The sequence below is a fragment of the Actinophytocola sp. genome (assembly GCF_045807065.1).
In the GTDB taxonomy this organism is placed as follows: domain Bacteria; phylum Actinomycetota; class Actinomycetes; order Mycobacteriales; family Pseudonocardiaceae; genus Actinophytocola.
Genome location: NZ_JBJMIE010000238.1, coordinates 1 through 7,879, shown reverse-complemented (window position 1 = coordinate 7,879; position 7,879 = coordinate 1). Strand labels below are relative to the sequence as shown.

Here is a 7,879-nt window from a genome sequence, read left to right as displayed (position 1 = left end):
GCGGGTGACCGCAGGGGTGTCGGGGTCGGTGGGTGGAGCGCGGGGTGGGTCGGGTGCGGGCTCGGCCGAGCCGCTGGTTCCGCGCGTTGCGGACTCGAACGGAGAGGTTCCGGGGAGTGTGCCCCGGCGTGGGATGGCTTCGGAGTCGACTGGTTCTGGGGTTCGGGAGGCTGCTGAGGTCGCGGTATCGCGGGGTGGGCCTGCTTCTGGCCCGGCTGGGCCGACGGTTCAGCGGCTGGTGGACTCCCGTGGCGGGGTCCCGGAGTCGCAAGGCTTGCCGCGGCAGGAGAGGGCTGCGGACTCGCCTGGTTCCAGCGGTCCGCGCGTTACCGGAGTGTCGAGGCCGGTGGGTGTGGGGTTGGGTGGGCTGGCTTCTGGCTCGGCCGGTCCGGTGGTTCAGCGGGCGGCTTCGGCCGGGCCGGTGGTCCAGCGGGCGGTGGACCCGGGTGGAGGAGTCTCGCGGCGGGGAGGTGCGCCCCGGAGCGGCCGGCCGGCGGATTCGTCCGGGCCCGCGGTTTCCGGGGGCGCGGAGCAAAGCGGTGCGGGGTCGGCTGGTACGGCACCGGGAGGGTCGGGTGCGGGCTCTCCCGACCCGGTGCTTGCCCTTGTGGCGGATTCGGGCGGAGGAGTGTCGGAGCCGAGGAGTGTGTCGCGAGGTGAGGTGGGCCCGGAGGCCGGGCCGGTTCAGCGGGTGGTGGAGCCGGGCGGTGTGGCGGCGGGTGCCACGCGGGGTGGGCTGAGTGCGGAGTCGCCTGCGCGGGAGCCGGTGGCGCGACGAGTTTCGCTGCCCGTGGTCGATGCGACGGCGTCGAGTGAACCCCCCGTGACCCCGATGGGCCGGCGGGTGGGGGTTTCCCCGGGTTCGACGGCTCCGTCGGGTGGCAGGGCACGATCCGTTCTCGGAGAGCCCCTCAACCGCCTGCCTGCCGCCACCGTCAGCCGTGGCGCGAGCCGGCCGGGGCCGCCTGCGTCAGCTCGGCCGGCCGCCAACCTCGGTGCCCCCATCGCGGCGATGCCCTCCACCGCCGTACCGCCCGGTCCTCGACGCACCGCGGCCGCGACGGTTCAGCGCCTCGCCACCCCGTCATCCGTCGAAGCCGGTTCACGCGGGGACGTCCCGGCGGAACGACGCCCGGCGAGGACGACGCCCAGCATGCCTCTCGCGCAGACGCCGTTGGTCGGTACACAGCCGTTGCCGGTGCTCAGGAACACCACCACCCCGCCTGCCGCCGGGAAGCCGGTCGTCCGCCTGCGACAGCCCGCCGAGAGGGACATGGTCGTCGCGCAGCGGCGTTCGGCGCCGGCCGGCGCGACCGAGACGGCGCCGGTTGAGGAGCGCGTTCCGGGCGTTCGGTGGTCGGCGCCGCCGGCCGGGCAGCGACCGCCGGCCGGGCAACAGATGCCGGCGGGACAACAAATGCCGGCCGGGCAACAGATGCGGGGCGCGCAACAGATGCTGGCCGGGCAACAGATGTCGGCCGGACAACAGATGCCGGGCGCGCAACCGGCGGCGGACAGACACCCCGGCGGTCAGGACCTCGACGATCTCGCCCGGCGGCTGTTGGAGCCGGTGGCGCGGCTGCTGCGCGCGGAACTGCGGCACGGCCGGGAACGGGCCGGCCGGTTGCACGACCGGCGCCGGTGAAAGGAGCGACGACAGCAATGCCTGACACGATCTTCGCCAGCAGTGTGTTCTTCACGTTGTCCATCGCGGGGGACGATCTCGGTACGTTCCACACCTGTGACGGGCTCGGGGCGCAGCTGGAGGTCGAGCAGTTCGCCGAGGGGGGCAACAACGGGTTCACCTGGCAGCTGCCCTCGCGCATCAGCTGGTCCAACATCACCATGACCCGGCCCGTCACCAGTGACTCCGGGAAGATCCTCACCTGGCTCAACAAGGTCATCCAGCAGGCCGACCGCAAGGACGGCGAGATCGTCGCGCTCAGGCCCGACCTCACGCCGCTCGTCCGCTGGCAGGTGCTCGGCATCATCCCCATCCGCTGGCAGGGGCCCAGCTTCGACCCCAGCCGCTCGCAGGCCGCCGTCGAGACGCTGGAGTTCTCGCACGAGGGACTCCAGGCGTCCTGAAAGGACACCCCAGGTGAACCCCAGCCTCGTGAAGGCGCGGCTCGTGATCATGGAGCCGCCAGCGTCGGTCGGCGCCAAGCCCGGCGGGCGGCTCGCGACCGTCGCGTTCCAGTTCAACCCCAACACGCTCAGCCTCGCCAAGACCACCGAGTGGCGCCGCAAGCCCGCCCGCATGGCCGAGGAGGCCTCGCTGCCCGAGTTCGTCGGCAGCGGCCCCCGCGCGCTGTCGGTCAGCGTGTTCCTCGACGCCACCGCCACGCACGACAACTCCGTCGAGGAACGCGTCGAGAAGCTGATGATCGCGTGTGTGCCGACCAGGGCGAGCATCCAGAAGCGGACGCCCGCGAGCCCCTGGGTGCGCTTCGAGTGGGGCACCGCCCGGTCGGTCTCCTTCGACGGCGTGCTCGCCAACCTCTCCGTCGACTACTCGCTGTTCGACGTCGACGGCAAACCACTGCGTGCCACCTGCGCACTGTCCATCGAGGAGGCGGGCGCCAGCATCCTCGGACAGAACCCCACCTCCGGGTCCCGCGAGGCCCGCCGGACCCACCGCGTGGTCGCCGGGGACAGCCTGCCGCAGCTCGCCTTCCGCGAGTACGGCGACGCCACCGCCTGGCGCGTCATCGCCGAGGCCAACGACATCGACGACCCCATGGTGCTCGCTCCCGGCACGGAACTCCTGGTACCGGCGACGAAGGGGACGTCATGACCGGCGGGCGGTCCTTCGCGGCCAGCGCTGTCGTCCAGGGCGGCACGCTCGGGCAGGCGCCGTGGCTGGACAAGCTGCGCAGCTGCGTCGTCGACGAGAACGTCGGGCTGCCCGCGTCCGCGGTGCTCGTCTACGAGGACGGCGACCACGAACTGCTCGCCAGGACCGGCATCACCATCGGCAGCCCGGTGCGGGTGTCCGTCGCCGCGGTGCGGACCCAGGCCCAGGAGCTGCTGTTCGTCGGCGAGGTCACCGGGCTGGAGATGGACGCGGACGGCACCGGCGCGTACACGGTCATCCGCGCCATGAGCAAGGCGCACCGCCTGCTCCGCGGCCGCCGGGTGAAGGCCTTCCGCATGATGACCGCCGCCACGATCGTCCGCGAGGTCGCGAGGAACGCGGGCCTGTCCGTCGGCCGGGTCGAGACCGCGCCCATCACCTACCAGCAGCTCAGCCAGCCGGCCGTCTCCGACTGGGACTTCCTGCAGTCGCTCGCCCGCGAGCACGGCGCCGTGGTCACGGTGGACGACAAGGGGTTGCTCGAGTTCGTCCGGCCCGACCCCGCCTCCGGCGCCCCGGCGCCGTCCACCACGGCCGACACCAACCCCTACGTGCTGGAGTTCGGCCGCAACCTGATGGTGCTGCGCGCCGCCCTCAGCAGCGCCGAGCTGGCCGGCGGCGTCGAGGTCCGCGGCTGGGACGTCGCCAGGAAGCAGAAGCTCGTCGCCCCGCGCACCAGCATGTCCAGCCGGACTGTCCAACCGGGACTGTCGGTGACCGAGGCGGCCGCCAGGTTCCCCACCCGGGCCAGGACTCTCGTCGTCGACACGCCCTACGGCACACAAGCCGAGGCGGACGCCGCCGCGGACGCGCTGGCCGCGTCGATCGGCGCCGGCTACGGCGAACTGGAGGCGGTCGCCGAGGGCAACCCCAAGCTCCGCGCGGGCGTGCCGGTCGCGCTCGGCAACGTCAGCGCCGCGTTCGCCGGCCGGTACACCGCGACCTCCGTGACCCACGTGCTGGAGCCAGACGCCGGTTACCGGACCACGCTCGTGGTGAGCGCGACGCCGGACCGCTCACTCGCCGGGCTGACCGCCCCCGCCCGCGACGTCCGCATGCCCGGCCTCGCGACCGGCGTCGTCACCGACATCAAGGAGGTCGGCGGCCAGCGCGGCTGGGTCCGGCTGAAGTTCCCCTGGCTGGACGACGACTACGTGACCGACTGGGTCCGCGCCGTGCAGCTGGGCGGCGGCGGGGTGTTCAGCGCCGAGGTCAACGACGAGGTGCTGGTCGGGTTCGAGCAGGGCAGCCTGGACCGGCCCTACGTCCTCGGCGTGCTCTACAACGGCGTGGACGCGCCGGCGGAGCACGCCGTCCCGCTCGTGGACGCCCGCGGCGGCACGCTCAACCGCCGGAGCCTGGTGTCCCGCGGGGGGAACCGGCTCGAGCTGCTCGACGGCACGCAGGCCGCCGGGGTGCGCCTCGCCACCGGCGACAAGCGGCTGGAGGTGCTGCTCGACGAGCAGCGCGGCAGCCTGCGGCTCGCCGTGCTCGCCGGCCGACGGGTCACCAGCTCGATCACGCTCGACGCCACCGGCATCACCATCGACGCGGGAGCCGGCGAGGTGTCGATCAAGGGCCGGACGATCCGGCTCAACTGAGAACGACGAGGAGAAAGCGCATGCCCTCCGCTGCCCGGCTGGGTGACAAGACGTCCCACGGTGGCGCGCTCGGCCCGCCGCCCGGCCCGCTGGCGACCCTCGTGGCCACCGTGCTGATCGAGGGTGCGCCGGCCGCGGTCGTCGGCAGCGTGCACGTGTGCGTCAAGTACCCGGACACGCTGATGGGGCCGGCGAACGTGGTCCTGCCGCCGACCGGGCCGAGGACCGTGCTCGTCGCCGGCGTTCCCGTGGCCGCCATGCGGGACAAGACCGCCTGTGGGGCGACGATCCTGCTCGGCGCGCGGACAGTCTACATCGGAGGGTTGTGATGAGCGCGGACTTCATCGGCCGCGGCTGGGCGTTCCCGTTGCGGGTCGGGGCGACCGGCGGCATCGGCATGGTCGACCGCGAGCAGGAGATCCTGGAGGCGATCCGGCTCGTGCTGGGCACCGCGCCCGGCGAGCGCCCGATGCGCCCCGAGTTCGGCTGCGGCATCCACGAGCTGGTGTTCGCGTCGGCGGACAACGCCACCGCGGGTGACATCGCCCGCGAGGTGCGTGCCGCGCTGGACCGCTGGGAGCCGCGGATCGAGACCACCGACGTGATCATCGCGTTCGACTCCGTGGACGTCGCCTGCGTGTACATCGACGTCCACTACACGATCCGGGCCACCAACGACCAGCGCAACCTGGTCTTCCCCTTCTACACCATCCCTTCCGAGGAAGCGGAGACGAGCTGATGGCCCTGCAAGCCCCCAACCTCGACGACCGCAGGTTCCAGCAGCTCGTGGACGAGGCCAAGCGGTACGTCCAGCAGAGCTGTCCGGAGTGGACGGACCACAACGTGTCCGATCCCGGCGTCACGCTCATCGAGACCTTCGCGCACATGGTCGACCAGCTCGTCTACCGGCTCAACCGGGTGCCGGAGAAGAACTACCTGGCGTTCCTGGACCTGCTCGGGGTGCGGCTCTTCCCGCCGACGGCCGCCGGCACCGACGTCACGTTCTGGCTCTCCGCGCCGCAGCAGGAGACCGTGCTGCTGCCGCCCGGCACCGAGGTCGCCACCGAGGCCGGCGAGAGCGCCGAGCCGGTCGTGTTCGCCACCACCGCCGCGCTGCCGATCGTGCCGTCGAGCCTGTCGTGGCTCGTCACCAGGACGGCCGAGGGCGACCACACCGACCGCACCCGGGACCTGTTGGAGGGCAAGGACGTGCCGTGCTTCCAGGCCCGGCCGGTGCCCGGCGACGCGACGCTGTTCGGCCTGCCGACCGCGGTGCCGCGCTGCGCCGTGGTGGTGCGCCTGGACAGCCAGGTCGAGGGTGTCGGCGTCGACCCGCGCCAGCCGCCGCTGGTGTGGGAGGCGTGGGACGGCCAGGACTGGGTCGACTGCGCCACCGACGAGGACACCACGGGTGGGCTGAACCGGCCCGGCGAGGTCGTGCTGCACGTGCCCGCCGGCCACACCGAGTCCGCGGTCGCCGGCCACCGCGCGGGTTGGTTGCGCTGCCGGGTCGTCGAAGCACGCGCCGGTCAGCCCTTCTACTCCGAGTCGCCGACCGTGCGGGAGGCCCAGGTGTTCACCGTCGGCGGCACGATCCCCGTCGAGCACGCCCAGGTCGAGACCGACGTGCCGGTGGGTGAGTCCGCCGGCGTGCCCGGTGAGCGGTTCACCCTGCCGGTCGCCCCGGTGCTGCTGGACGGCGAACCGGTGGTCGTCCAGGTGTCCACACGGGACGGTTGGGTGGACTGGGCGGTAGTGCCGGACTTCGGCGCGTCCGGCCCCGACGACCGGCACGTGGTGCTCGACGCGACGGCCGGCGAGCTGCTGTTCCCGCCCGCGGTCCGCGAGGCCGACGGCACGCTGCGCCGGTACGGGGCGGTGCCGCGCAAGGGCGCGGCCATCCGGGTGCCGAGGTACCGCACCGGCGGCGGGCGGGCCGGGAACGTGGCGCGGGGCGCGATCTCCGTGCTGCGCAGCTCGGTGCCGTACGTGGCGGAGGTGGGGAACCGGGAGGCGGCCACCGGCGGGGTGGACGCGGAGACGGTGGCGGAGGCGAAGGTGCGCGTGCCGAACCAGCTGCGGGTGCAGGAACGCGCGGTGACCGCGGCGGACTACGAGCTGATCGCACGGCAGGCGGTGCCGTCCCTCGCGCGGGTGCGGTGCCTGCCGGCGGGCGGCGGCGCGCGGGTGCTGGTGGTGCCCGGCGCGGTCGCGGACGCCGGCGACCGGCTGCGGTTCGAGCAGCTGGTTCCTTCCGACGAGGTGCTCGCCACGGTCGCGGCGCACCTCGACGAGCGCCGGCTGCTCGGCAGCCGCCTGGTCGTGGAACCCCCGCGGTACCAGGGTGTCACGGTGGTCGCGCGGCTCGTCGCGCCCGAGAACGCCGCCGCCCGGGTCCGCGAGGACGCGCTCACGGCGCTGTACCGGTACCTGAACCCGCTGCGCGGCGGACCGGACGGCGCGGGCTGGGAGTTCGGCCGGCCGGTGCAGTTCGGCGAGGTCTTCGCGGTGCTGCAGGGCGTGCCGGACGTGTCGCTGGTGTCCGAGGTGCGGATGTTCCCGGCCAACCCGCTCACCGGCGAACGCGGCGGACCGGTGGAGCGGCTGGAGGTCGCGTCCAACGCGCTGGTGTTCTCCCACCAGCACCAGGTCTCGGTGGGTGCGTCGTGAGGGGGGCGTTGCCGGAGCTGCCGAGCCGACACCCGCTCGGCACGATGCTGCCCGCCATGTACACCGCGGACGACTTCGCCCTGCGGTTCACCTGGGGGCTGGACGCGGTGCTCTCCGCCCTGCTGTCCACGATGGACAACCTGCCGGCCTACCTCGACCCGGCACTCGCGCCGGCGGACTTCCTCGACTGGCTGTCGTCGTGGGTCGCCGCGGAGCTGGACCCGGCGTTGCCGCTGCCGCTGCGCCGGGCCGTGGTGCGCCGGGCCGTCGCCGCGCACCGCCGCCGGGGCACGGCGGACGGGCTGGTGGAGCGGTTGGCGCTGTCGCAGGGCGTGCGGGCCGAGGTGCGCGACGGTCCCGGCGCCGCCTGGTCGGCCACCCCCGGCACGGACGTGCCCGCCGCGGACGAGGTCGTGGTGCGCGTGCACGGTCCGGTCGACCGGGCACGCGTCGAGGCGGTCGTCGCGTCGGTGTGCCCGGTGCACGTGACCTGCGTGGTGGAGGTGGTGGACCCGTGACCTGTCCACAGTGCGGTGCCCAGGTCGGCGCCACCGACGACTTCTGCGGCAACTGCGGCAACTACCTCGGCTGGGGCGCGAAGGCCGCCGGCGACAGCCAGGCCGGGGCCGCGGGACCCGATGCCGACGCCGACGCCGCCGACGCCGACGCCGCGGCCGCCGACGCCGCGGCGAGGGCGCGCCGTGCGCAGGCACTGGTCGCGCCGATCGTCACTGAGCCGCCGCCCACCCCT

At 73.8% G+C, this 7,879-nt stretch carries 9 protein-coding genes; all 9 read left to right on the top strand.

Features of this window, described 5'->3' with window-relative positions; genetic code table 11:
• Positions 1 to 1,153: 1,153 nt before the first annotated feature.
• The gene (locus ACJ73U_RS14100) at positions 1,154 to 1,645 is read left to right on the top strand and encodes a hypothetical protein (protein ID WP_407778053.1); all 492 of its coding nucleotides are present in this window, start codon (positions 1,154 to 1,156) and stop codon (positions 1,643 to 1,645) included.
• A gap of 17 nt (positions 1,646 to 1,662) precedes the next feature.
• Positions 1,663 to 2,088 (top strand): phage tail protein, encoded by a 426-nt coding sequence (locus tag ACJ73U_RS14095; protein ID WP_407778052.1) that lies wholly within the window; start codon positions 1,663 to 1,665, stop codon positions 2,086 to 2,088.
• Positions 2,089 to 2,101: 13 nt separating this feature from the next.
• Positions 2,102 to 2,797 carry a LysM peptidoglycan-binding domain-containing protein gene (locus ACJ73U_RS14090; RefSeq protein WP_407778051.1) on the top strand — a complete coding sequence of 232 codons (696 nt, stop codon included), beginning with the start codon at positions 2,102 to 2,104 and terminating at the stop codon, positions 2,795 to 2,797.
• Positions 2,794 to 4,458: a VgrG-related protein gene (locus ACJ73U_RS14085; protein ID WP_407778050.1), complete on the top strand. Its 1,665-nt coding sequence runs from the start codon at positions 2,794 to 2,796 to the stop codon at positions 4,456 to 4,458. The genes ACJ73U_RS14090 and ACJ73U_RS14085 overlap by 4 nt, the downstream gene beginning before the upstream one ends.
• Positions 4,459 to 4,478: 20 nt before the next feature.
• On the top strand, positions 4,479 to 4,787 hold the full coding sequence (locus tag ACJ73U_RS14080) for a PAAR domain-containing protein (protein WP_407778049.1): 309 nt from the start codon (positions 4,479 to 4,481) through the stop codon (positions 4,785 to 4,787).
• Positions 4,787 to 5,197, top strand: coding sequence for a GPW/gp25 family protein (locus tag ACJ73U_RS14075; protein ID WP_407778048.1), 411 nt, complete (start codon positions 4,787 to 4,789; stop codon positions 5,195 to 5,197). Before ACJ73U_RS14080 ends, ACJ73U_RS14075 begins: the two co-directional genes overlap by 1 nt.
• Entirely contained in the window at positions 5,197 to 7,128 is a 1,932-nt protein-coding gene (locus tag ACJ73U_RS14070; RefSeq protein WP_407778047.1) for a putative baseplate assembly protein, read from the top strand. The genes ACJ73U_RS14075 and ACJ73U_RS14070 overlap by 1 nt, the downstream gene beginning before the upstream one ends.
• The gene (locus ACJ73U_RS14065) at positions 7,125 to 7,646 is read left to right on the top strand and encodes a phage tail protein (protein ID WP_407778046.1); all 522 of its coding nucleotides are present in this window, start codon (positions 7,125 to 7,127) and stop codon (positions 7,644 to 7,646) included. Before ACJ73U_RS14070 ends, ACJ73U_RS14065 begins: the two co-directional genes overlap by 4 nt.
• On the top strand, positions 7,643 to 7,879 hold a 237-nt coding region (locus ACJ73U_RS14060), incomplete at its 3' end, for a zinc-ribbon domain-containing protein (RefSeq protein WP_407778045.1). The genes ACJ73U_RS14065 and ACJ73U_RS14060, both read left to right, overlap by 4 nt.